Raw genomic sequence first — 22,257 nt, 5'->3', positions numbered from 1 at the left:
TTTGAATCAGGGGTTTGGCAGCACCTCATGCGAAGTGCTGCCAAGGTGTCAGCGCTTCAGGTGGCGCGTCAGGCGGTTTTCGAGCCAGTTCCACAGGTTGCGCAGCAGCTCCACGATCACGAGGTAGAGCAGGGCAGCCCACAGATAGGTCTGGTAGTCGAAGGTGCGCGAGAAGGCGCGGCGCGTCTCGCCCATCAGGTCGAAGACCGTGACGATGGCGACGATGGCCGAGCCCTTGATCATCAGGATGATCTCGTTGCCGTAGGGGCGCAGCGCAACGATGAGCGCCTGCGGCAGGATGATCTTGAAGAAGGCGACCTTCTTCGGCAGGCCGAGGGCGGCCGCGCCCTCGTGCTGGCCGCGCGGCACGCTCTCGATGGCTCCGCGCAGGATCTCGGCCTGATAGGCGGCGGTGTTGAGCGTGAAGGTCAAAAGCGCGCAGTTCCACGCATCGCGGAAGAACCACCAGAGGTCCAGTTCCTTCAGCTCGGCCGAGAAGCTGCCGAGGCCGTAATAGACGAGGAAGAGCTGCATGAGCAGCGGCGTGCCGCGGAAGAAGTAGACATAGGCGTAGGCGATCCACGACAGGACCGGGTTCTTCGACATGCGCGCGAAGGCGAGCGGCAGCGAGATGAGGCCGCCGAGCACGATGGAGAGCGCGACGAGCGTCAGCGTGACGCCGAGGCCGGACAGGTAGCTCGGCCCGTATTTGGTGAATTTCGCCGGGTCCCAGCCGTCCACGATCATCATGAAGATGCCGACCGAGAGCGCCAGCCAGACGCCGAGGAAGACGTTGCCGAAGAAGCGGGCCGCCGTGAAGGGTTTCGGCGGCGCCGGCGGCGGGGCCTGCGGGGCGATGAGGGCGGTGACGAAGCTCATCGTGCGGCCTCCGAGCGCTTGGTCCAGCTCTCGATGCCGGAAAAGACCAGCGAGGAGAGGAAGGCGAGGACGAGGAAGAGAAGGCAGGCGACCGCGTAGAACTCGAAGGCCTCCTTGGTCACGCGGGCGGCGACGCTCGTCTGGCGCAGGATATCCGGCAGGCCGATGACGGAGACGAGGGCGGTGTCCTTCAACAGCGCCATCCAGAGATTGCCGAGGCCTGGCAGGGCAATGCGCACAAGCTGCGGCAGCACGATGAGCTGCATGGTGCGGCCATGGTGGAGGCCGAGTGCATAGCCCGCCTCGTACTGGCCGCGCGGAATGGCCTTGAAGGCCGATTGCAGCACTTCCGAGCAATAGGCCGAGAAGACGACGCCGAGCGCGATCATGCCGGCGAAGAAGGCGTTGATCTCGACCGTACCCTGGTAGCCGACCGCCGCCGCAAAGTTCTGCACGAGGATCTGCAGGCCGTAATAGACGATGAAGAGCGTCAGCAGCTCTGGCAGGCCGCGGAAGAGCGTCGTATAGATATTGGCCGCGAGCCGGAGCGATTTCTCCTCCGACTGCTTGGCAAGCGCGATGAAGAAGCCGAACACGAGGCCGACCGGCAGGGTCGCGATCGCAAGGGTGCCCGTGACGAGGAAGCCGAAGGCGATCTCGTCGCCCCAGCCCGCGTCGCCGCAGGCCAGAAGCGTCTTGCCCAGAAACAGATTGAAGATGCCGACCGGACCGCACAGGGGGTCGATAACCCCGAGAAATGCGGATACCGCCCCGACGATGGCGGTGAAGAACCCGCTCATGCCAAAAGAACCCCCGTGCGCTTTGCGCTTCTTGTCCGGGCGTTGTGGCGCCCGTTTTTCTATGTGCAAGTTCTCAAACAAAAGGAGCGGGAGAGCAAGCCCTCCCGCCCGTGCATTCTGGTGATAGGGTCAGAAAAAACCCTCATGAGCCATGGGCCCGGTCTCAGTCGCCGTAGACGTCGAAGGGGAAGTACTTGGCGTTGATTTCCTGGTACTTGCCGCTCTTGCGGATGGCGGCGATCGCCTGGGTGAACTTGTCGGCGAGCGGGTCGCCCTTGCGCACGGCGATGCCGGCGCCTTCGCCGTTGATGACCGGGTCGATCGGCAGCGTGCCGAGCAGCTTGCAGCAGGCGCCGTCTTCCGTCTTCAGCCATTCCGACAGAACCACGACGTCGTCGATGGCGGCGTCGATGCGGCCGTTGCCGAGGTCGAGCTTGTATTCGTCAGCGGTCGGATAGAGCTTGACCTCGGAATCCTTCATATGCGCTTCGGCATAGTTGGAGTGGGTCGTGGAGCCCTGCGCGCCGAGCGTCTTGCCGGCCAGCGCCTCAGGCGTGGCGTCCTTGATGTCGGAATCCTTCGGCACGACGATGGCCGGCGGCGTGTTGTAGTACTTCTTGGAGAAGTCGACCTGCTGCTTGCGCTCTTCGGTGATCGACATGGAGGCGACGATGGCATCGAACTTCTTGGCGATCAGCGCCGGGATGATGCCGTCCCAGTCCTGCGTGACGAAGGTGCATTCGGCCTTCATCTCCTCGCAGAGCGCCTTGGCGATATCGATGTCGAAGCCCGTCAGCGAGCCGTCCGATTCCAGGTTGTTGAAGGGCGGGTAGGCGCCTTCCGTGCCGATCACGATCTTTTCGCCGTCCGCCATCGCATTCGTGGAAAACAGGGCGATGACCGCTGCCGAGGCAGCGAGCGCGAAACGTTTGGAAATACGCATGTTGGTCCTCTCAGTTGAAGGCTCTCCGGCTTCTTCTTTTTGTCCGGGCCTTGAAGCAAAGCGGGCAGGGCTGCCCGCTTGGCGGCGATAATCGACCGTTTTCTGCCAAAAAATCAACTGCTTTTACGCCGTCTTTCCGCCCCGTTTCCCCGACAATTTGCCGCGCCGCCTCTGGTCCGGGCCGCCGCGCGTCCTATCTGGCCGTTCGACCGAGGCTCGTTCAGGCGTGGTTCAGGCGCCTGTCGCTAGGCCTTTGAAGGAAAATGAATGATCCGCCGGCCCTTTCGGCGCCGGCGGAATGCAACGACGGAACACCGTGAGGATATGACGATGACTTTCCGCTCAAGACTTTTCGCAACCGTGGCGCTTCCGGTGCTCTCGGCCTCGATGATCGCGACGCCGAGCCTTGCCGACGCGCTGGTCAAGCCTTTCGAGGTCGCGCAGGACAGCGGCGACCAGGGCCAGCCGACCGACGAGGAACTGCTGCTGAAGAAACAGCAGGAAGAACAGCGCCGCGTGGCCGAGGAGGAAGCCAAGCGCCAGGCCGAGGAACAGCAGCGCGCCGCCGACGAGGAGGCGCAGCGCCAGGCCGAGGAGCAGAAGGCCGCCGAAGAGCAGCAGCGCAAGGCCGACGAAGAGGCCCAGCGCCAGGCGGAAGAACAGAAGGCTGCGCAAGAGCAGCAGAAGGCCGCCGAGGAAGAAGCCCAGCGGCAGGTCGAGGAACAGAAGGCCGCCGAGCAGCAGAAGGCGGCCGAAGAAGAGGCGCAGCGCCAGGCTGAAGAGCAGAAGGCCGCCGAGGAAGCCCAGCGTCAGGCTGAGGAACAGAAGGCTGCCGAAGAACAGCAGAAGGCGGCTGAGGAAGAACAGCAGCGCCAGGCGGACGAACAGAAAGCCGCGGAGGAGCAGCAGAAGGCTGCCGAGGAAGAGCAGCAGCGTCAGGCGGACGAGCAGAAGGCCGCCGAGGAACAGCAGAAGCAGGCCGAGCAGCCGGCGCAGGACGATGCCGGGCAGCCCGCCGTGACCGGGGAGGCTCCGGCCGAGACGGGCACCGACCAGCCGGCTACCGCCGAGGAAGGCACGGACCAGCCCGCCACCGCCGAGACAGGCGGCGAACAGCCGCCTGCGGAAGCGCAGACGGGCGAAGGCCAGGCTGGCGAGACCGAGGCCAAGGAGGCGGTTCCGCCCGTCACCGAGACGCTGAGCGAAGACGAGAAGCAGGAGATCGCCAAGGACCCGGGCCAGACCGACGAGACGGTCGTGCTGCCGGTGGAGAACGGCGCCGCGGTTCTCGACAGCGACAAGGACGCCGACAACAGCGGCGGCCAGGCGAGCCGCGAGGAACGCCGCAAGCGGCGCGAGGAACAGCGCGCGCAGGAGGAGGTCCCGCTTCCCGAATCGGACGATTCGGCCCAGGCGGCGATCCCCGAGGACGTGCGCGAGGCCGTGCCGCAGAAAATCGAGGCCGCGATCAAGGAAGAGGGCCAGCGCGTCGACAAGGCGCCCGCCTTCGAGGTGCCGGCGACGACCAACATCGTCAACAACACCGTGATCAACAACACGATCGTCAACAACAACACGACCGTGAACAATGTCGACAACAGCAGCAACGTCACGAAGGTGAACGTCGTGGAGAAGGTCGACAACCGCACCGTCCTTTCGGTCGGTGACCGGCTGATCGTGCGCAGCGACGACCGGCCGCGCCTTCGCCGCGATTCCGAGGACGTCTATTACGACAAGCTCGCCCGCGGGCGGGTGCGCGAGACGATCGTCCGGCCGGGCGGCGTCAAGCTGGTGACGATCTACAACCGCTACGGCGACGTCATCCAGCGCTCGCGCGTCGGCCGCGACGGGCGGGAATACATCCTCGTCTACGCGCCGGAACTGGAGGACGACGCACCGCGTCCCGACCTGATCGACGTCGGCTACGAGCTGCCGCCGATGCGCCTGCGCATCCCCGTCAGCGACTATATCATCGATACGTCGAGCGAGCCCGATAGGGATTACTACGACTTCCTCGCCGAGCCGCCGGTCGAGCGCGTCGAGCGCGTCTACACGATCGACGAGGTGAAGCACTCCGCACGCCTGCGCGACAAGGTGCGCCGCATCGACCTCGACACGATCACCTTCGCCACCGGCAGCGCCGAGGTGCCGATGTCGCAGGCCCGCACGCTGCGCAAGGTGGCTGAGGCCATGCTGAAGATCCTCGACAAGGATCCGGGCGAGACCTTCCTCATCGAAGGCCATACGGACGCCGTCGGCTCCGACAAGTCGAACCTCGTGCTCTCCGACGAGCGCTCCGATTCGGTCGCCAACCTGCTTACCGAGGTCTACGGCATCCCGCCGGAAAACCTCCAGACGCAAGGCTATGGTGAGCGCTTCCTCAAGGTGCGCACGCAGGCCGCCGAACAGCAGAACCGCCGCGTCACCATCCGCCGCGTGACGACGCTGGTACGCCCCGTCGCCCGCGCGGACTGAGCGGGTCTGCCAAAGCGATGAGGCCGCGGGAGCGATCCCGCGGCCTTTTCACGCCGGTTCGGCAAGCCCCGTGATACGCACCACGAAATCGGCGATGGCGGTGGTGTCGTCGAGGTCGAAGACGGGAAGCGCCGTGTCGGTCACCCTGTGGTCGGCGGCGATGGCGGCGATATGCGGGTCCTCGGGGGCGAGCGGCGTGCGGTTGGCGGCGGCCAGCCGGCGGGCCTCGATCTTGGGGATGGGCTCGCGCTTGTAGCCCTCGATCAGCACGAGGTCGCACGGGGCAAGGCGCGCGAGGATTTCCGCGAAGGACGGTTCCGGCGCGCCGCGCAGCTCGTGCATGATGGCATAGCGCGTGCCGGAAACGATGGTGACCTCGTGGGCGCCCGCCTGCCGGTGGCGGTAGCTGTCGGCGCCGACCTTGTCGATGTCGAAATCGTGGTGGGCGTGCTTGACGGTCGACACGCGATAGCCGCGCGCGACCAGTTCGCTGACGAGGCGGACGGCAAGGCCCGTCTTGCCGGAATTCTTCCAGCCGGCGATGCCGAAGACCTTCGGTTGTGTCATCGTTCCAGTATCCAGAGCCAGTTTTCCGCCGCCGCGAGGTCGCCGGGCGTATTGATGTTGAAGAAGGGGTCGAGCGGGCCGCGCGGCGTCTCGACGGGAGGGAAGGCGACCTCGCGGGCCTGATGGCGCTCGAGATAGCTGCGCACGCGCAGCGCCCCGCCGCCGGCAAGCCAGGCGGCAAGGTCGCCAGCAAGGGCGACCGGCCAGAGCGCGAAGACCGGATGGAGCCCGCCGGCCGAGCGGGCCGCGACGATCCGCTCGGGGCCGTCGGCGGCGCGGGCGAGCCGCGCGACGAGATCGGCGGGGAAGAACGGGCTGTCGATCGGCACGGTCGCCACATGGCTGGCGCCGGGATGGTGCTTTCCGGCGTGGTCGAGGGCGGCGAGGATACCGCCGAGCGGGCCGGCGCGGGCCGTGTCGAGATCGGCGAAGACCGGCAGTTCCTCGCCCTCGGCAAAGAGCACCGGGCCGTTGGCGTTGACGGCAAGGGCGCTGACCTGCGGGCCGAGCCGCCGGGCGGCGCGGTCGAGAAGGCAGACGCCGCCAAGCCGGATGCGGGCCTTGTCCTCGCCCATGCGCGAGGAGAGCCCGCCGGCCAGGATCACGCCCGGTATGTCTTCTGTCGTCGCCATCGCCGCTTTCCTCCTGCCTCCGTCTAGTCCGCGCGGCGCCCGCCGGCAAGCCGTCAGGGCGCTTCGGGCACGCAGCTTCCCGCGACCGCCTGCGTGCGGCGCAGGTTCTCGCGGTAGAAGGTGTAGAGGCCGGAGGCGACGATGATCGCGACGCCCGTCGCCATCCAGAAATCCGGCAATTCGCTGAAGAACAGGAAGCCGATGCCCATCGCCCAGATGAGGCTCGTATAGCGGAAGGGCGCGATGAAGGAGATCTCGCCGGTGCGCATGGCGCTGACGATCGTCTGGTAGCCGATGAGGAGCAGCACGCTCGCAAGCGCCAGCCTTGCGAGCACGTCGGGCGCCATCGGCTGCCAGCCGCCCATCGGCGCGACGAGCAGGCCGCCGACCGTGCTGATGGCGATGGCGGTGATGACGCTGACGAAGATGGAGGGCACGTCGCTGCTGATCCTGCGCGTGGCAAGGTCGCGCGTCGCCGCGCCGATGACCGAGGCGATGACGTAGATCGCGGCGGTGGAGAACCCGTCCGGCCCCGGGCGGATGATGATGAGCACGCCGACGAAGCCGGCCGCGATCGCCAGCCACCGCCGCCAGCCGACCTTCTCGCCGAGGAAAAGCGCCGCTCCCAGCGTGACGGCGAGCGGCAGCGACTGGAGGATGGCCGCGGTATTGGCGAGCGGCATGGCGCCGAGCGCGGAAATATAGGTGATCGAGGCGAGGATCTCCGCGGCAAGGCGCAGGAGGAGGGCCGGCTGCAGCATGACCCGCCAGGCGCGCAGCGCGCCCATCCACCAGGCGATGGCGACGACCAGCACGCTCGTCATCGCGCCGCGCACGAAGAGGATCTGCCCGGTGTTCATGGCGCCGGTGGTGGATTTGACGAGGGCATCGTTGCAGGTGAAGGCCGCCATGGCGATGACCATGAGAAGCGCGCCGGTGGCGTTGCGGGAGGGGTTCATCGATGGCTCCGTGCGTCTGTCCCACTCTCATAGGACGAATGCGGGGGCCATGTCATCGCCGAACGCGCGGGAACGGTCGGGGTGGATGCCGGAACGTGCGGCGCCTTGCCGCAACCGCAGTTCCTCACAAGCGCCCCGAAGGGTTTCATTAAGTTTCGGCGCCTATCGTTGCGTTACCCCAATGAGCGTTCGCATGATGCGACGGGTGAGGGCGCGCCGCCTGGTGGAAGGCCGGCAGGCCCCGACAACGACAGGACGGCCGCGCTCGCAGGGCGAGCATTCGCGGCCACGTCCGCTTTGACCGGCACCCACGGGGATTTGGCCGCCATAAATGCCGGGGAAACCATGTCCTTCATCGACCGCCTGCTCCAGCAGCGCCGCATCGTCACCAAGGTGCTGCTCTTCGTCATCCCTCTCGTCGCGCTGATCGCGGGCATCGGCCTCGTCGGCTATTTCACGGCCAGCACGCTGAACGGCCACATGACGGTGACGCGAGAGACGATCAACAGCCTGTCGCATTTCCAGAACCTGCGCACCGGGCTGCAGGACTTCGCGGACCGGCCGGGCGAGGAGACCCGCAACGCGCTGCAGGCGCGCATCGACGAGCAGGAAGCGGGCATCCGCGCCCTCGACGCCCTCCTGCCCGACGCGGCGGAGAAGGCCAAGATCGCCTCGGTCGTCTCGCTCGCCGCCACGATGCGCGGCGAGACCGACACGCTCTGGGCCATCGACCAGGAACGCAACAGCGTCACCGCCGAGCTCGAAGGGGCGCTGGCGGCCATGGCGAAGGACGGTGAGTTCGCCGAAAAGCAGATCGGCGTCATCCGCGCCGAATCGGGCGAGAAGGAAGCCTTCGCCAAGGCGCTGCTCTTCGATGCCGCCGCCTACCAGGGGCTCGCCGAGCGCATCGGCAAGTTCCGCAAGCCCGTCGCGCTCGCGATGAAGCCGGAAGACAAGGTGAAGGCGGCCGAGACCTACCTGCCGCAGCTCCTCAAGCAGCTCGACGAGTCCAGGGCCATCGCCTCGCCCAAGGCGCTGGAGAAGATCAAGCCGCTCGAAACGGAAATCGCCACGGTGAAGGAAATCCTTGCCGGCACCGACGACGCCGATTCCAAGAAGGCGAAGTTCGTGCCGGTGCTGACGAGCCTTTCCAAGTTCGATGCCGATTTCGTCAAGGAAGCCGGCAAGAATTCCGACACCGCCGCCAAGCGCTTCGTCGGCATGGATGCGGAGATCGCGCTCCTCAAGACGCTGATCACGCTCATGGGCGACACGTTCAAGGGCATCGACGAAACGCGCCTGCATATCAGCGAGCTGCACCGCAAGCTCGACGAGGCGAGCCGCGACGCCATCCTCGCCGACATCAAGGCCGTGAGCGCGAGCGCGGCGGAGCTCGCCAAGCTCGGCGGCAAGAATGCGGCGCTGCGCGATCTTGCGCAGAAGCTCGCGCCGTCGCTCGCCCGCATCGAGAAGGGCAGCGGCGACCTCATCGCCGTCGGCGAGAAGTGGCAGGCCGCGCGCGCAACCGCCTATGCCTCGGTCGCAAGCGCCAGCCAGACGCTCGAACAGTTTGTCTCCAGCGCCCAGGAGGCCGGCAAGAAGGACAGCCAGCGTTCCGCCAACGTCTCCATCATCGCGATGGTCGCCGGCACGCTGCTGGCCATCATCGGCGGCCTGATGCTGGTCGAGACCCTGCGCGGGCCGCTGAAGCGCGTCACCGAGGCCATGTCGCGCCTTGCCAGCGGCGACCTCGACATCTCCATCGACGGGCGCAACCGCGGCGACGAGATCGGCGACATGGTGCGCTCGGTCGCCGTCTTCCGCGATGCCGCGCTCGAAAACATCCGCCTGGAGCAGGAGGCCGAGGCCCAGCGCCAGCTGACGGCCGAGGAGCAGGCCCGCCGCGCCAGCGAGCGCGCCCGCATCGAAGCCGAGCAGACCGAGGCGCTGACGGCGCTTTCCGAAGTGCTCGGCCAGCTTGCCGCCGGCAATCTGGAGGAAAGCATGACGGAGGCGCTGGCCGCCGAATATGTCGCGATGGCCCGCACCTACAACAACGCCGTCGAGGCGCTGCGTGTGACGCTTTCCGACGTGCGCGCCACGACGCTGGAGATCAACAGCGGCACGGGCAACCTTGCCGTTTCCGCCGACGATCTTGCCCGGCGCACGGAGCAGCAGGCCGCCGCGCTGGAGGAAAGCTCGCGCGCCCTTCGCCAGCTCACCGAGATCGTCCGCTCGACGGCCGAAAGCGCACAGAAGACCGCCGTTTCGGTCGACGAGACGCACAACTATGCCCGCCGCTCCGGCGAGGTGGTGGCCAAGGCGGTCGACGCGATGGACCAGATCAACAAGTCCTCGGAGAAGATCAGCACGATCATCTCGGTGATCGACGAGATCGCCTTCCAGACGAACCTGCTCGCGCTCAATGCCGGCGTCGAGGCGGCGCGTGCGGGCGAGGCGGGGCGCGGCTTTGCGGTGGTCGCGCAGGAAGTGCGCGAGCTTGCCCAGCGCTGCGCGGGGGCTGCCCGCGAGATCAAGGGCCTCATCTCCGACAGCTCGGCGCAGGTGCGCAACGGCGTCTCGCTCGTCACCGAGACCGGCGAGGCGCTGACGGTGATCAACGAACATATCTCCTCGATCCACACGCTCGTCAGCAAGATCGAGGCTGCCGCCGCCGCGCAGTACGACGGCATCAACGAGGTGAACCAGGCGGTGCACCAGGTCGAGCTCATCACGCAGCAGAACGCGGCGATGGTGGAGGAGAACACCGCCGAGATCCACGGCCTGCGCCGCCGCGTGCAGACGCTCAACGAGAAGATCGACCACTTCAAGACCCGCGATCTCGAAGCGCGGCCGGGCGACGCCTACGGGGAGCACTACGCCGCATAGGCGGTGCGGGTTTGCGAAAACGAAAACGGCCGGGCGAAAGCCCGGCCGTTTTCGTTCGGGGAACTGAAAAGGAAAGGTCAGCCGCCGGTGACGCTCATGTGGCGGGCGACGGCGGGGCGGTTGCGGCGGTCGATGATAAAGTCGTGGCCCTTGGGCTTGCGGGCGATGGCTTCGTCGATTGCCTGCGAGAGGAGCGCGTCGTCCTCGGAGGCGCGCAGCGGCAGGCGCAGGTCCGCCGCGTCGTTCTGGCCGAGGCACATGTAGAGCGTGCCGGTGCAGGTGAGGCGGACGCGGTTGCAGCTTTCGCAGAAATTATGCGTCATCGGCGTGATGAAGCCGAGGCGCCCGCCGGTCTCTTCCACCGTCACATAGCGCGCCGGTCCGCCGGTGCGGTAGGCGTTCTCCGTCAGCGTGAAGTCCCCGGCAAGGCGCGCGCGCATTTCCGACAGCGGCATGTAGCGGTCGGTGCGGTCCTCCTCGATCTCACCCATGGGCATGGTCTCGATGAGGGTGAGGTCCATGCCGCGCCCGTGCGCCCAGCGCATCAGCTCGGGGATCTCGCGGTCGTTGAAGTCCTTGAGGGCGACGGCGTTGATCTTGATCTTGAGGCCGGCGGCCTGCGCGGCGTCGATGCCTTCCATGACCTTGGAAAGCTCGCCCCAGCGGGTGATGGCCTTGAATTTCTGCGTGTCGAGCGTGTCGAGCGAGACGTTGATGCGGCGCACGCCGCAGTCCGCCAGTTCGGCTGCGTGTCTTGCAAGCTGCGAGCCGTTCGTCGTCAGCGTCAGTTCGTCGAGGCGGCCGTCATGCACCTGCCGGCCGAGCTCGCGCACGAGATGCATGATGTTCTTGCGCACCAAGGGCTCGCCGCCGGTCAGCCGAAGCTTGCGCACGCCCTTGGCGACGAAGGCGGAACAGAGCCGGTTCAGCTCTTCCAGCGTCAGGAGGTCCTTCTTCGGCAGGAACGTCATGTTCTCCGCCATGCAATAGGTACAGCGGAAATCGCAGCGGTCCGTCACCGAAACGCGCAGATACGTGATCGCGCGCCCGAAGGGATCGATCATCGGCGTGTCGGATTGCGCGACGCGGTCCGCGCCGTTCCATTGTCCCGTAAACGAATTCAATGCACGTCCTCCATTCCCGACATGTCGTGCGCGCGGGGCGCTCCGTCAAGCCGGTGCGGCAATTATGACAGCATTTTCAGCCTTGCACATCCCCGGCTTGCGGCATAGTCCTTCGCGAAATCGTGAAGAAAGGAACCGGCATGAGCGACCTTTGGCCGACCGAACTGCGCGTCTCGAAGGACCGCCAGCGCCTCGTCGTGACCTTCAACGACGGCGCGGCCTTCGATCTTTCCGCCGAGCTGCTGCGCGTCCTCTCGCCCTCCGCCGAGGTGCAGGGGCACGGGCCGGGGCAGAAGGTGACGGTGCCGGGCAAGCGCAACGTCGCCATCCTCTCCATGACGCCCACCGGCAACTATGCCGTCCGCATCGGTTTCGACGACATGCACGATACCGGCATCTATACCTGGTCCTATCTGCGCGAACTCGGGGAAAAGGGCGCCGAGCTCTTCGCCGGCTATGAGCGCGAGCTTGCGGAGAAGGGCATGAGCCGCGATATATCCGAAAAGCCGCGATAACCGCGGGGCCGCCGCCGAAGGCTGCGTCCACCGGCAAGCAACGGAGACGGACCTTTGGCAGTCGAAGCGAACGCGAACGATCTCACCCAGGTGGTGGTGCTTCTGGCGGCGGGCGTTGCCGCGGCGCCCGTCTTCAAGAAGATCGGGCTCGGCTCCGTGCTCGGCTATCTCGCCGCCGGGCTGGCGATCGGCCCCTTCGGCCTCGGCTTCTTTGCCGATCCGCAGGCCATCATCCATGTCGCCGAGCTCGGCGTCGTGATGTTCCTCTTCGTCATCGGCCTCGAAATGCAGCCTTCGCGCCTGTGGGGAATGCGCAAGGACATTTTCGGGCTCGGCGCGATCCAGGTCGGCGGGCCATGGCGGCGCTGACGGGCATCGGCCTCGCCTTCGGCTTTCCGCTCGTTCCCTCCTTCGTCGCCGGCACCGGCTTCGTGCTGACCTCCACCGCCATCGTCATGCAGATGCTGCAGGAAAAGGGCACGCTTTCCACGCTCAAGGGCCAGCGCATCGTGGCGATCCTGCTCTTCGAGGACCTCGCCATCGTGCCGCTGCTCGCCGTCGTCACGCTGCTCGGCACGGGCGCGGCGGCGACGGATGCCTCCGGCCGCTGGCTTTCCATCGGCATTGCAGTCGGTGCCGTCGTGGCGCTGGTGCTGGCGGGGCGTTACCTCCTCAATCCGCTCTTCCGCATTCTCGCGGCCTCCGGCGCGCGCGAGGTGATGACGGCGGCGGCGCTTCTCGTGGTGCTCGGCTCGGCGCTCGCCATGCAGGTCTCGGGCCTTTCCATGGCGATGGGCGCCTTCCTTGCCGGCGTGCTCCTTTCCGAATCGGCCTTCCGCCACCAGCTCGAGGCCGATATCGAGCCGTTCCGCGGCATCCTGCTCGGTCTCTTCTTCCTCGGCGTCGGCATGGCGATCGACCTTTCGGTGATCGCCGCGGACTGGAAGCTCGTCGTGGCGGGCGTCATCGGCTACATGCTGGCGAAATCGCTCCTCATCTACATCGTCGCGCGCCTCGTCAGCACCTGCCACAGCGAGAGCCTGGAGCGCGCGGTGCTGATGGCGCAGGGCGGCGAATTCGCCTTCGTGCTCTACGCCGCCGCCGTTTCCGCCGGCATCCTCGACGGGCGGGAGAATGCCATCCTCACGGCGACGATCATCATCTCCATGGTGCTGACGCCGCTCTTCGTCATCCTGCACGACCGGCTCGTGCCGAAGCAGCCGCCGTCCACCGAGGGGCTGACGCTGCCGGAGAACGTCGAGGGCACGGTGCTGATGATCGGCTTCGGGCGCTTCGGCCAGATCGTCAGCCAGCCGCTCCTGGCGCGGGGCTACACGCTCTCGCTGATCGACAAGGACGCCGAGTTCGTGCGCGATGCCGCCGATTTCGGCTTCAAGGTCTATTACGGCGACGGCTCGCGCATCGACATCCTGCATGCCGCGGGCGCGGCGACCGCAAGGGCGATCCTCATCTGCCTCGACGACAGGCAGGCCGCGGTGAAGACCGCCGAGGTGGTGCGCGAGGAGTTCCCGCTCGTGCCGCTGCTGGCGCGCGCCTACGACCGCGGCCACGCCCTCGACCTCATCCATGCCGGCGTCGACTTCCAGATCCGCGAGACCTTCGAATCGGCGCTGGTCTTCAGCCGCGAGACGCTGAAGGCGCTCGGCGAGGACGAGGACCTTGCGGCCGACGTGGTGGAGGAGTTCCGCGATGTCGACCGGCGGCGGCTGGAGCTGGAAACGGTCGGCGGCATCTATGCCGGCCGGCAGCTCGTGCGCGGCAATGCCCAGCCCGCCGACATCGTCGCCGCCCGCACCGGCCGCCAGCGCGCGGCGGCCGAGGAGGAGCGCCAGCGCCAGGCGCATGAACAGGCGAATTGACGATCGGCAAGCGCCTGTGGCACCTCTGTCGATAGAGGCTATCGGGCAAGGGCGGGGCGCGCATGAACAAGGGACGGCTGGAAGCCTTCAGCGATGGCGTGATCGCCATCATCATCACCATCATGGTGCTGCAACTGACCGTGCCGAAGGAGCCCACCTTCGCGGCCCTTGTGCCGCTGGCGCCCGTCCTTCTCGGCTATCTCCTCAGCTTCGTCTACGTCGCGATCTACTGGAACAACCACCATCACCTCCTGACGGTGTGCGACAATGCCAGCGGCGGGGTGATGTGGGCGAACATGCACCTCCTGTTCTGGATGTCGCTCATTCCCTTCGTCACCGCCTGGATGGGCAACAATCCGGGCACGGCGATCCCCGCCGCGCTCTACGGCGTGGTGCTGCTTCTCTCGGCCATCGCCTACAAGATCCTCCAGGTCCTCGTCGTCGCCGCGCATCCCGACGGCGCGCGGCTGCGCGCGGCATTCGGCAGCGACCTGAAGGGCCGGCTGTCGCCGGTCCTCTACCTTGCCGCCATCGGCCTTGCCTTCGTCTCGCCGACGATCTCCTATGTCGTCTATGCCGCCGTCGCGCTCGTCTGGATCGTTCCGGACCGGCGGCTCGAGCGCCTCTAAGCGAAAGGACCCGCCATGACGGCGACGGACGACGACCGTTTCTCCACTTCCGCCTATCTGAGGGCGCGCGGCACGGCCAGCGAAGACAAGGTGGGCTTTGCCGAGCTCTTCTTCGACCTCGTCTTCGTGCTGACGATCGTCCAGCTCTCCCATACGCTGGCGGCGCATTATTCGCTGCTCGGCCTCGTCGAGGCCGCGCTGCTGATGCTGGCCGTCTGGTGGGTGTGGATCTACACGACCTGGGTGACGAACTGGCTGGACCCGGAAAAGGCGCCGGTGCGGCTGCTGCTCTTCGTGCTGATGTTCCTCGGCCTGATGCTCTCCATCGCCATTCCCACGGCCTTCGGCGCCGGTGGCCTCCTCTTCGCGCTCGCCTATGCCGCCATGCAGGTCGGCCGCTCGGCCTTCACCGCCTTCGCCATGCGGCGCGACTGGCCAGACAACAGCCGCAACTTCGTGCGGATCACCGCTTGGACGCTGCTGTCCGCCGCCTTCTGGCTGGCCGGCGCGTTCACCGGGCACGAGGCGCGGCTGGCGCTGTGGCTCGTCGCGCTCGGCATCGAATACGTTTCGCCGGCGCTCGGCTTCGTCGTGCCGGGGCTCGGCCGCTCGACGGTCAGCGACTGGGAGGTGTCGGGCGAGCACATGGCGGAGCGCTGCGCGCTGTTCGTCATCATCTGCCTCGGCGAGACGATCCTCGTCACCGGCCGCACCGTCGCGGCGATGGAACTGCTCGACGGCTTCACCGTCGTTCTCCTCGCGGTCGCCTTCGCGTCGACGGCGACCATGTGGTGGATCTATTTCCGCTTCGGTCACGGAGAAGCGGCGCACCTCATCGAGCATACGGCGACGCCGGGCCGCGTCGCGCGGCTCGCCTTCACCTATGCCCATATCCCCATCGTCGCCGGCATCGTGCTTTCGGCGGTCGCGGAGGAATTCACGCTCGCCCATCCGCACGGCCATGTCGATTTCAGGACGGCGAGCGCCATCCTCGGCGGGCCGGCCGTCTTCCTCCTCGGCAATATCTGGTTCAAGGCGGCGATCCGCGGGCGCGCGCCGCTCTCGCACCTCGTCGGCATCGGCGCGCTTGTCGCCCTGTCGGCGCTCGCTCCCGCGGTCGAGCCCTACCAGCTCTTCATGGCGGCCTCGGCGGTGCTCTTCGCGGTGGCGGTCTGGGAATTCCTGTCGCTGCGGTCGACGCGGGCCGATGCCGTGGCGAAGGCCTAGCCTTCGTCGTCTTCCATCGTCTGGAGGATGCCGATGATGTCCTCCATCGCTTCGGCGACCTGAAGGCAGCGATCCGCGGGGGTCTTCGACAGGGTGCGCTCGATGAGGCCGGTCTGGATGGCCATGGCCTTGGCGGTGAGCTCGCGGCCTGCCTCGGTGAGCGAGAGGCGCAGCACGCGCTTGTCCTTCGCGTCCGGCCTGCGCGCGATGAGGCCGCGCTTTTCCAGTTGCGGCAGCAGCATGCTCATGTTGGAGCGGCCGACGAGCAGCTTGCGGGCCAGCTCCTGCTGCGAGATGCCGTCGAAGCGGTAGAGGTTGATCAGGATGTCGAGATGCGGGGTCTTGATATCGAGGTCGGCAATCGCCCGCGTCATCGCCTGCTGCATGAGCTGGCAGGCCCGCGCCACGCCGATCCAGCTACGAAAGCGCGGATGATCCCACGGGAAGGCTTGATTTTCGTTCATCGTTGTACTTTATTGTTCAGCATTGAACATTTTTCCGGATTCCCACTATGGCACCCTTTGGCTTGAAGGTCATCCGGCTCGCGCTTGCCGGCCTGTCGACGATTTCCCCCTATGCGGCCGGGCGCGCCGCCTTCCGCCTCTTCGCGACGACGCCGCGCCGCCGGCCGGCCAGTGTGAAGGAGAGGGAGCTGCTTGCCCGCTCCGAAGGCTGGATGCATCAGGCCGAGCGCGTGCCGCTTTCCTTTGACGGCGGCACGGCCGTGGCGCACCGTTTTGCCGCGCGGCCCTGCGCGCCCTTCGCCGGCCGTGTGCTGGTGGTGCACGGCTGGGGCTCGCGGGCAGCCTATCTTTCGGCATTGACGGAAGAGCTGGTCGCCGCCGGCCATGAGGTCGTCGCGCTCGACCTGCCGGGCCACGGTGCCTCGCGCGGGCGCACCCTGACGCTGCCGATGGCGGTGAGGGCGATCGACGCGGCCTGGCAGCGCTTCGGCGGCTTCGACCATTTCTGCGGCCATTCCTTCGGCGGGGCCTCGCTCGCCTGCGCGGCGCTCGGGCTGGTGCCGGGCGTGCCGGCGCACCGGCCGCGCCGGCTCGTCACCATCGGCTCGCCGAGCGAGATGACCTGGCTCTTCCGGGACCTCGGGCGCCTGCTGCGCCTCGGGCCGAAGGCGCAAGGGGCGCTGGAAAACCATGTGGAGCGGATCGCCGGCGCGCCGCTTTCGGCCTTCGACGCGGCGAACGGGGCGGGGCAGCTCGCCATCCCCATGCTCGTCGTCCATGCGGAGGACGACAAGGAGGTGCCGGCCCTGCACGCGCGCCGCTATGCCGCTGCCGGGCCGAACGTGACGCTCGAATGGGCGAACGGCTTCGGCCATCGCCGCATCGTCTCCGCCGAGCCGGTGATCGACCGCATCGTCGCCTTCCTCGCCGAGGACGGCCGGCGCATCGCCGCCTGAGGAAAGGCGGCCAGTCCCGGCAGGCGGATTTCCTGTTGGCGCGCTAGAAGGGCTGGATCCAGACGAGGCTGCTCAGCATCAGGGCGGTGATGATCGTGAGTTCGAAAAATCCGGTTTGCATGGCACGTACCTCCGTGCCGCAAGAACGCGCGAGCCCTGCCACGGTTCCGCCCGATTGCACACTTTGCCGCCCCAAACGTAAACGGCGCCTCGCGGCGCCGTTCGAGGGGGCGGAGAAAGCCGGCCTATTTCCGGTAGATCAGCCAGCTCTTGGCGAAGTCCTTCTTCATGCCGTCCTCGAAGGCCATGGTGCGGTTGCGCCCGGCGTTCTTGGCGCAGTAGAGCGCGATGTCGGCCTTGGAGTAGAGTTCGCCCGGCCCTTCCGCCCAGGAGGCCATGCACAGGCCGAGCGAGATGGTGATCGGGCCGTAGTTCACGCCGGTCTTGGAATTCTTGAAGGGCGTGTGCTCCAGCGCGGTGCGGATGCGCTCGGCGAGCGCCATCGCCTCTTCCTCGGTATTGCCCTCCACGATCATCGCGAATTCCTCCCCGCCGGTGCGGGCGACGAGGATGTCCTTGCGCACGCTGGTGCGGATGAGGCTGCCGAGCGAGGCGAGGATCTTGTCGCCGACGGGATGGCCGTAGGTGTCGTTGATCTTCTTGAAATGGTCGATGTCGGCGAGGATCAGCGCCGTGACGCTACGCGAGAGCGTGGAATTGTAGATCGCCGAGAGCTTGTCGTCGAAGGCCCGCCGGTTGGAGAGCTGCGTCAGCGAATCGGTGTTGGCGATGCGCTTGTATTCGTCGAGCTCCTTGCGGACATTCTCCATCTCGATCGATTTCTGCGCGACGTTCTCCACCATCTCCTTGCCCTGGCTGATGGTGTCGCCCGTCGCTTCCGTCAGCACGCCGATGGCGCTCTTGATGATGTCGACGCTGTTGGCGCTCTTGCCGCTGATGCGCACGAAGGTCTCGTCGAGCAGCCTGTTGTAGCTTTCGAGCGAGGTCTGCTCCTGCTTTAAGAGGCGCAGCAGGCCTTCCAGCTCGCCGGCGATCTTGGTGTGCGCGCCGTCGATGGCGTTCGCCCCGTGATGATGGCCGAAATAGCGTGCGCCGATCTCGTCCAGCTCCTCCTGCGAGGCCTTGCTGCCAAGGGCGGCGAGGTCCCGCGTCAGCTTCGGGTTCGAGCCGATATAGGCCTCGTAGAACAGCTCGTAGTTCCGCGGAATGGGGGAAACGCCCATTATGCGCATGGCATAGGTCACCTGTGCCGCGATGTCCGGCACCTGAACCTTTTGCGCAACTGCCGTGTTCATGTCGGCTGCTCCTGATCTCGCGTATTCGCTCCCGACCCGTAAAATACGATGTAAATGCTTTGGGAATGATTAACGATTGCGGATGACGCAGCGGCAAGGCGAGAACAAAAAAGGCCGCAGATTCAATGATCTGCGGCCTTTCATCAGGAATGTCTGAAGAAAATCCCTCAACCCGGCATAATCATTTTTTCCGGGCGTACAACCGCGTCGAATTCCTCGTTGGTGACGTAGCCGCCGCCGACGGCCTCCTCACGCAGCGTCGTGCCGTTCTTGTGGGCGGTCTTGGCGATCTTGGCGGCGTTGTCGTAGCCGATCTTCGGGGCGAGCGCCGTCACCAGCATCAGCGAACGGTCGAGCGCCGCCTTGATGTTGTCCTCGCGGGCCTCGATGCCGGTGACGCAATTGTCGGTGAAGGAGATCGCGGCGTCCGAGAGGAGCTGGACGGACTGCAGGAAGTTGTAGGCCATCAGCGGGTTGAAGACGTTGAGCTCGAAATGGCCCTGGCTGCCGGCGAAGGTCAGCGAGGCATGGTTGCCGAAGACCTGGGCGCAGACCTGGGTGAGGGCTTCGCACTGGGTGGGGTTGACCTTGCCCGGCATGATCGAGGAGCCCGGCTCGTTTTCCGGCAGGGCGAGCTCGCCGAGGCCCGAGCGCGGGCCGGAGCCCAGGAAGCGGATGTCGTTGGCGATCTTGAAGAGCGCGGCGGCGGCCGCATTGATCGCGCCGTGCGAGAAGACCATGGAATCGTGCGCGGCAAGCGCCTCGAACTTGTTCGGCGCGGACTTGAAGGCGATGCCGGTGATCTTGGCGATCTGGTCGGCGACCTTTTCGGCAAAGCCGACCGGGGCGTTGAGGCCCGTGCCGACGGCGGTGCCGCCCTGGGCGAGCTCGCAAAGGCCCGGCAGCGTCAGTTCGATGCGCTTGATGGAGGAGGCGACCTGCGCGGCGTAGCCGGAAAATTCCTGGCCGAGCGTGAGCGGGGTGGCGTCCTGCGTGTGCGTGCGGCCGATCTTGATGATGTGGTCGAAGGCCTTGACCTTGGCTTCCAGCGCGGCGTGCAGGTGCTTGAGGGCCGGCAGGAGGTCATGGACGATCCGCTCGGCGCAGGCGATGTGCATGGCCGTCGGATAGGTGTCGTTCGACGACTGGCTCATGTTGACGTGGTCGTTCGGATGCACCGGCTTCTTGGAGCCCATGACGCCGCCGAGCATCTCGATCGCCCGGTTGGAGATGACCTCGTTGGCGTTCATGTTGGACTGGGTGCCCGAGCCCGTCTGCCAGACGACGAGGGGGAAGTGGTCGTTCAGCTTGCCGTCGATGACTTCCTGCGCGGCGGCGACGATCGCCTCGCCGAGCTTCGGGTCGAGGCGGCCGAGTTCCATGTTGGCGCGGGCGGCGGCCTGCTTGACGATGCCGAGGGCGCGCACGACGGCGAGCGGCTGCTTTTCCCAGCCGATCTTGAAATTGCCGAGCGAACGCTGCGCCTGCGCGCCCCAATAGCGGCTGTTGTCCACCTCGATGGGGCCGAATGTATCCGTTTCCGTGCGCGTCGATGTCATTGTGCTTCCCGCTTAAAGCCCATGCGCTTCGTCCTGACGCCGGCGATGCCGCCGCATGGGGCGCGGCAGGCCGGGCGGACGCGAAGCCTTCGGCCGCGCCCGCGCGAAATCGCGCAATTCTCTGGCCCATCTGCGCCGCCGTTGCAAGGGGCGGATGGCGCCTCGGCAACGAGACTTTCGGTTAAAATCGATTAGCCGGCGGATGACGGAAAAGAGCGGGCCCGGCGCCGCGCGCAGGCTGTGCTTTTTCCAACACAACCGGCGGCTCATTTTTTCCACCTTGCAAGGAGGAGGGCGGCGGGAAAAGCCTGTCCAATGTCAAAAATCCGTGACGGTTCAAATTTTTATCCCCTCCCGCCCGTCCTTTCCGGCAAGGCCCGCAATGACGGTTTCGTGAGCGCTGGGAGGGGATGCGGGAAGGGGCGTTTCCTTTTCATTCACCATCCTTTCCTATAACTTACCGGCCTGCTGGTTCGGGCGTCGCCAGAAGCCGCTTAGGGCGGTTTATTCGGGGAATGGATTACTGATGAGACTTACCAAGACTGCCGTGCTGGCCGCCGCGCTGGCTCTTTCCTGCGCTACGATCACGCTTGATGCCGCACCCGCAAACGCCCTGACCCTGATGGACATCATCCGCGGCGGCAAGAAGAAGGAGCCGAAGCGCGAGGCGCTTCCCGGCGTGGAAACCGGCACCGCGCTGCCCGGCGCGGAAGCCCGCCAGGAGGCCAAGCCCCTGCCGCGCGTCACCGGCCCGCGCTACTACACCTACAAGGCCGACGCGCTGAAGCGCATCGCCACCGACAAGCTGGCCGACCCGGTCGTGACCAGCTCGATCTCCGCCGACGTCGCGCCGGCCGGCGATGCGGGCATCCGCGCCGCCTTCGGCAATGTCAGTGCGCGGGCCACCCCGGACGCCGCCAAGGCCGTCGAGGCGTTCTACAGCGCCAATCGGAAGTTCCTCTGGGTCGAGGGCACGGGCATCAGCGAGAAGGCGAAGGCGGCGATGGCCGTGCTCGCCGACGCAGCCGCCGTCGGCCTCGATCCCGCCGACTACGCCGTGGCGCCGCCGGCCGAGACGTTCGACAGCGCCGACATGGCGAAGCGCTATGGCGAGCTTGCAAGCTTCGAGATTTCGCTTTCGGCTGCCGTCGCGACCTATATCGAGGACGCCGTGCGCGGGCGCGTCGACCCCAACCGCATCTCCGGCTACCACGATTTCAAGCGCAAGGACGTCAACCTCCTTGCCGCGCTGAAGAACGTCGCGCTCAGCGGCAACGTGAAGGCCTATCTGGAAAGCCGCTCGCCGGCCAATGCCGATTTCGAAGCGCTGAAGGCCGAGCTTGCGAAACTGAGGGCCGAGACGGCGGCGGAAGACCGGGTGGTCATCGCCGAGGGCACGCTGCTAAAACCCGGCCAGAGCAATCCGGAACTGGCGAATGTCGTCAAGGGCATCGTCAAGCACGGCTCGGATGCGCTGAAGAGCGAGCATGCGGCAACGCTTGCCGCCTATCAGGGTACGCCCGAATATACGCCCGAGCTCGTCACCCTCGTCGAGGCGTTCCAGAAGGAGAAGGGGCTGAAGCCCGACGGCATCGTCGGCAATGCCTCGATCCGCAAGCTGACGGGCGGCGATTCGGTCGAGGACAGGATCGCCAAGCTCGACGTGGCGCTGGAGCAGGCGCGCTGGCTGCCGGCCGATCTCGGCCAGCGCCACGTCTTCATCAACCAGCCGGCCTTCATGGTCTATTACTACGAGGACGGCGCGGAAAAGTTCTCGATGCGCACGGTAGTCGGCTCCAAGGCGCACCAGACCTATTTCTTCGAGGACAAGATCCAGACCGTCGAGGTCAATCCCTATTGGGGCGTGCCGCAGTCGATCATCATCAACGAGATGCTGCCGAAGCTTAGGAGCGATCCGTCCTATCTCGACCGGATGGGCTATGAAGTGGCCGTCGGCGGCCGCGCCGTGCCCTCGTCCTCGGTCAACTGGTACGGCTCGACGGCGGGCGTTTCCGTACGCCAGCCGCCGAGCGGCGACAATGCGCTCGGCGAATTGAAGATCCTCTTCCCGAACAGCCATGCCATCTACATGCACGACACGCCCTCGAAGAGCTTCTTCAAGCGGGACATGCGCGCGCTCAGCCACGGCTGCGTGCGCCTTGCCGAGCCGCGCAAGATGGCGGCCGCCGTCCTTGGCGTCAGCGAGGCGGACGTCGGCAAGGAGATCGCCTCCGGCCGCAACAAGGCCATCGGCGTCAAGGCCGATATCCCGATCTACGTCACCTATTTCACGGCCTGGCCGGACAAGGACGGCAAGGTCCAGTATTTCGACGACGTCTATGGCCGCGACGACTACACGCGCAAGGCCTTCGCCGCGACCAGCGCGGCGCGTGGGGTCGAGGGCTGATCGGGCGCCGGCAGGCGGGTGAGGGGCTTTCGCCCC

General features: G+C 66.4%; 17 protein-coding genes and 1 pseudogene. 8 read left to right on the top strand and 10 right to left on the bottom strand.

Annotated features, from left to right (window positions below; genetic code table 11):
• Nucleotides 1–48: 48 nt before the first annotated feature.
• From ACZ5TO_RS08965 to ACZ5TO_RS08955, 3 genes are all read right to left on the bottom strand, one after another.
• Entirely contained in the window at nt 49–879 is an 831-nt protein-coding gene (locus ACZ5TO_RS08965) for an ABC transporter permease (RefSeq protein WP_184139642.1), read from the bottom strand.
• Nucleotides 876–1,679, bottom strand: coding sequence for an ABC transporter permease (locus ACZ5TO_RS08960; RefSeq protein ID WP_464800259.1), 804 nt, complete (start codon nt 1,677–1,679; stop codon nt 876–878). The genes ACZ5TO_RS08965 and ACZ5TO_RS08960 overlap by 4 nt, the downstream gene beginning before the upstream one ends.
• Before the next feature lie 163 nt (nt 1,680–1,842).
• Nucleotides 1,843–2,622: an ABC transporter substrate-binding protein gene (locus ACZ5TO_RS08955; protein ID WP_184139640.1), complete on the bottom strand. Its 780-nt coding sequence runs from the start codon at nt 2,620–2,622 to the stop codon at nt 1,843–1,845.
• Nucleotides 2,623–2,952: 330 nt separating this feature from the next.
• Here ACZ5TO_RS08955 and ACZ5TO_RS08950 point away from each other — a divergent pair, with 330 nt between their 5' ends.
• Nucleotides 2,953–5,097 carry an OmpA family protein gene (locus tag ACZ5TO_RS08950; RefSeq protein ID WP_464800258.1) on the top strand — a complete coding sequence of 715 codons (2,145 nt, stop codon included), beginning with the start codon at nt 2,953–2,955 and terminating at the stop codon, nt 5,095–5,097.
• Between the two features lie 48 nt (nt 5,098–5,145).
• Here ACZ5TO_RS08950 and mobB read toward each other — a convergent pair whose 3' ends face one another.
• From mobB to ACZ5TO_RS08935, 3 genes are read right to left on the bottom strand one after another with little or no spacing between them, the layout of a single operon-like run.
• Nucleotides 5,146–5,664, bottom strand: a complete 519-nt coding sequence (mobB, locus tag ACZ5TO_RS08945) for a molybdopterin-guanine dinucleotide biosynthesis protein B (protein WP_464800257.1) — start codon at nt 5,662–5,664, stop codon at nt 5,146–5,148.
• Nucleotides 5,661–6,296: a molybdenum cofactor guanylyltransferase MobA gene (mobA, locus tag ACZ5TO_RS08940; protein ID WP_464800256.1), complete on the bottom strand. Its 636-nt coding sequence runs from the start codon at nt 6,294–6,296 to the stop codon at nt 5,661–5,663. The genes mobB and mobA overlap by 4 nt, the downstream gene beginning before the upstream one ends.
• Before the next feature lie 53 nt (nt 6,297–6,349).
• Nucleotides 6,350–7,255, bottom strand: a complete 906-nt coding sequence (locus ACZ5TO_RS08935) for a DMT family transporter (RefSeq protein WP_464800255.1) — start codon at nt 7,253–7,255, stop codon at nt 6,350–6,352.
• A 345-nt stretch (nt 7,256–7,600) separates the two neighbouring features.
• On the opposite strand from ACZ5TO_RS08935, the gene ACZ5TO_RS08930 reads away from it, so the two are divergent.
• The gene (locus ACZ5TO_RS08930) at nt 7,601–10,144 is read left to right on the top strand and encodes a methyl-accepting chemotaxis protein (RefSeq protein WP_464800254.1); all 2,544 of its coding nucleotides are present in this window, start codon (nt 7,601–7,603) and stop codon (nt 10,142–10,144) included.
• Nucleotides 10,145–10,221: 77 nt separating this feature from the next.
• Here ACZ5TO_RS08930 and moaA read toward each other — a convergent pair whose 3' ends face one another.
• Nucleotides 10,222–11,208 (bottom strand): GTP 3',8-cyclase MoaA, encoded by a 987-nt coding sequence (gene moaA, locus ACZ5TO_RS08925; RefSeq protein WP_464800360.1) that lies wholly within the window; start codon nt 11,206–11,208, stop codon nt 10,222–10,224.
• 200 nt (nt 11,209–11,408) lie between these two features.
• Here moaA and ACZ5TO_RS08920 point away from each other — a divergent pair, with 200 nt between their 5' ends.
• The 4 genes and pseudogenes from ACZ5TO_RS08920 (at nt 11,409) to ACZ5TO_RS08905 (ending at nt 15,519) form a co-directional block, all read left to right on the top strand.
• Nucleotides 11,409–11,783: a gamma-butyrobetaine hydroxylase family protein gene (locus ACZ5TO_RS08920; RefSeq protein ID WP_464800253.1), complete on the top strand. Its 375-nt coding sequence runs from the start codon at nt 11,409–11,411 to the stop codon at nt 11,781–11,783.
• A gap of 54 nt (nt 11,784–11,837) precedes the next feature.
• Nucleotides 11,838–13,663: pseudogene (locus ACZ5TO_RS08915) on the top strand (monovalent cation:proton antiporter-2 (CPA2) family protein).
• Between the two features lie 62 nt (nt 13,664–13,725).
• Nucleotides 13,726–14,292, top strand: coding sequence for a TMEM175 family protein (locus tag ACZ5TO_RS08910; RefSeq protein WP_464800252.1), 567 nt, complete (start codon nt 13,726–13,728; stop codon nt 14,290–14,292).
• Between the two features lie 15 nt (nt 14,293–14,307).
• Entirely contained in the window at nt 14,308–15,519 is a 1,212-nt protein-coding gene (locus ACZ5TO_RS08905) for a low temperature requirement protein A (protein ID WP_464800251.1), read from the top strand.
• On the opposite strand, the gene ACZ5TO_RS08900 is transcribed toward ACZ5TO_RS08905, so the two are convergent.
• Nucleotides 15,516–15,983, bottom strand: coding sequence for a MarR family winged helix-turn-helix transcriptional regulator (locus ACZ5TO_RS08900; RefSeq protein WP_464800250.1), 468 nt, complete (start codon nt 15,981–15,983; stop codon nt 15,516–15,518). The two genes, ACZ5TO_RS08905 and ACZ5TO_RS08900, sit on opposite strands and share 4 nt — an antisense overlap.
• Before the next feature lie 47 nt (nt 15,984–16,030).
• Between ACZ5TO_RS08900 and ACZ5TO_RS08895 the strand changes: the two genes are divergently transcribed.
• Nucleotides 16,031–16,939, top strand: a complete 909-nt coding sequence (locus ACZ5TO_RS08895) for an alpha/beta hydrolase (protein ID WP_464800249.1) — start codon at nt 16,031–16,033, stop codon at nt 16,937–16,939.
• A 245-nt stretch (nt 16,940–17,184) separates the two neighbouring features.
• Here the strand turns inward: ACZ5TO_RS08895 and ACZ5TO_RS08890 are convergent, their stop codons facing one another.
• A complete protein-coding gene (locus ACZ5TO_RS08890) occupies nt 17,185–18,255 on the bottom strand; it encodes a GGDEF domain-containing protein (RefSeq protein WP_184139616.1) in 1,071 nt (356 codons plus the stop codon).
• A 167-nt stretch (nt 18,256–18,422) separates the two neighbouring features.
• Nucleotides 18,423–19,814, bottom strand: coding sequence for a class II fumarate hydratase (gene fumC, locus ACZ5TO_RS08885; protein WP_464800248.1), 1,392 nt, complete (start codon nt 19,812–19,814; stop codon nt 18,423–18,425).
• Between the two features lie 526 nt (nt 19,815–20,340).
• Between fumC and ACZ5TO_RS08880 the strand changes: the two genes are divergently transcribed.
• The gene (locus ACZ5TO_RS08880; RefSeq protein WP_464800247.1) at nt 20,341–22,221 is read left to right on the top strand and encodes a L,D-transpeptidase family protein; all 1,881 of its coding nucleotides are present in this window, start codon (nt 20,341–20,343) and stop codon (nt 22,219–22,221) included.
• Nucleotides 22,222–22,257: the final 36 nt, after the last annotated feature.

This window comes from Shinella sp. Sh6, from assembly GCF_055392685.1.
Note: the sequence above shows the minus strand (reverse complement) of the source record. Positions and strands in the feature narration are given on the sequence as shown.

Coding starts and splice junctions, on each gene's coding strand:
- ACZ5TO_RS08920 (WP_464800253.1), top strand. CDS start 11,409: ATGAGCGACCTTTGGCCGACCGAACTGCGCGTCTCGAAGGACCGCCAG.
- ACZ5TO_RS08935 (WP_464800255.1), bottom strand. CDS start 7,255: ATGAACCCCTCCCGCAACGCCACCGGCGCGCTTCTCATGGTCATCGCC.
- ACZ5TO_RS08955 (WP_184139640.1), bottom strand. CDS start 2,622: ATGCGTATTTCCAAACGTTTCGCGCTCGCTGCCTCGGCAGCGGTCATC.
- ACZ5TO_RS08905 (WP_464800251.1), top strand. CDS start 14,308: ATGACGGCGACGGACGACGACCGTTTCTCCACTTCCGCCTATCTGAGG.
- ACZ5TO_RS08910 (WP_464800252.1), top strand. CDS start 13,726: ATGAACAAGGGACGGCTGGAAGCCTTCAGCGATGGCGTGATCGCCATC.
- ACZ5TO_RS08930 (WP_464800254.1), top strand. CDS start 7,601: ATGTCCTTCATCGACCGCCTGCTCCAGCAGCGCCGCATCGTCACCAAG.
- ACZ5TO_RS08960 (WP_464800259.1), bottom strand. CDS start 1,679: ATGAGCGGGTTCTTCACCGCCATCGTCGGGGCGGTATCCGCATTTCTC.
- mobA (WP_464800256.1), bottom strand. CDS start 6,296: ATGGCGACGACAGAAGACATACCGGGCGTGATCCTGGCCGGCGGGCTC.
- ACZ5TO_RS08880 (WP_464800247.1), top strand. CDS start 20,341: ATGAGACTTACCAAGACTGCCGTGCTGGCCGCCGCGCTGGCTCTTTCC.
- ACZ5TO_RS08965 (WP_184139642.1), bottom strand. CDS start 879: ATGAGCTTCGTCACCGCCCTCATCGCCCCGCAGGCCCCGCCGCCGGCG.
- fumC (WP_464800248.1), bottom strand. CDS start 19,814: ATGACATCGACGCGCACGGAAACGGATACATTCGGCCCCATCGAGGTG.
- ACZ5TO_RS08950 (WP_464800258.1), top strand. CDS start 2,953: ATGACTTTCCGCTCAAGACTTTTCGCAACCGTGGCGCTTCCGGTGCTC.
- ACZ5TO_RS08890 (WP_184139616.1), bottom strand. CDS start 18,255: ATGAACACGGCAGTTGCGCAAAAGGTTCAGGTGCCGGACATCGCGGCA.
- ACZ5TO_RS08900 (WP_464800250.1), bottom strand. CDS start 15,983: ATGAACGAAAATCAAGCCTTCCCGTGGGATCATCCGCGCTTTCGTAGC.
- moaA (WP_464800360.1), bottom strand. CDS start 11,208: ATGATCGATCCCTTCGGGCGCGCGATCACGTATCTGCGCGTTTCGGTG.
- ACZ5TO_RS08895 (WP_464800249.1), top strand. CDS start 16,031: ATGGCACCCTTTGGCTTGAAGGTCATCCGGCTCGCGCTTGCCGGCCTG.
- mobB (WP_464800257.1), bottom strand. CDS start 5,664: ATGACACAACCGAAGGTCTTCGGCATCGCCGGCTGGAAGAATTCCGGC.